We start from the raw sequence: 298 nt of genomic DNA, 5'->3' as shown, positions 1-298 counted from the left end.
AACCATTCAGGGGCAGCGAGCGCCGTTACACCGACGAGCGTGCTCGCCGGCGGCTCCATGCCTTCAAGGAAAACCGAGCGCGCCTTGCCAATGATCGGACGGAGCTCCGGTCTATAGCCGACGACGAAAGTGGTGATCTTCACGATGTCAGCGTAACTCGCACTGGCCGCTTTTAGCGCCAGGCCGATATTCTGCATCACCTGCGTCGTCTGCGCGGCTATGTCACCCTCGCCGACCACCCGCCCCTCCTCGTCGGTGGACACCTGTCCCGCGATATAAATCGTGCGGGCTCCCGAGG

The 298-nt window shown here is 62.8% G+C and carries 1 protein-coding gene; it reads right to left on the bottom strand.

The genetic code is table 11. The features are described from left to right. Positions 1-298, bottom strand: a 298-nt coding sequence (locus tag QSV46_RS39335) for a RidA family protein (RefSeq protein WP_314964037.1), incomplete at both ends; no start/stop codon positions are given.

The sequence above is a fragment of the Bradyrhizobium cosmicum genome (assembly GCF_032290525.1).
Taxonomy (GTDB): Bacteria; Pseudomonadota; Alphaproteobacteria; order Rhizobiales; family Xanthobacteraceae; genus Bradyrhizobium; species Bradyrhizobium cosmicum_A.
This window is presented reverse-complemented; position numbering and strand designations above follow the sequence as displayed.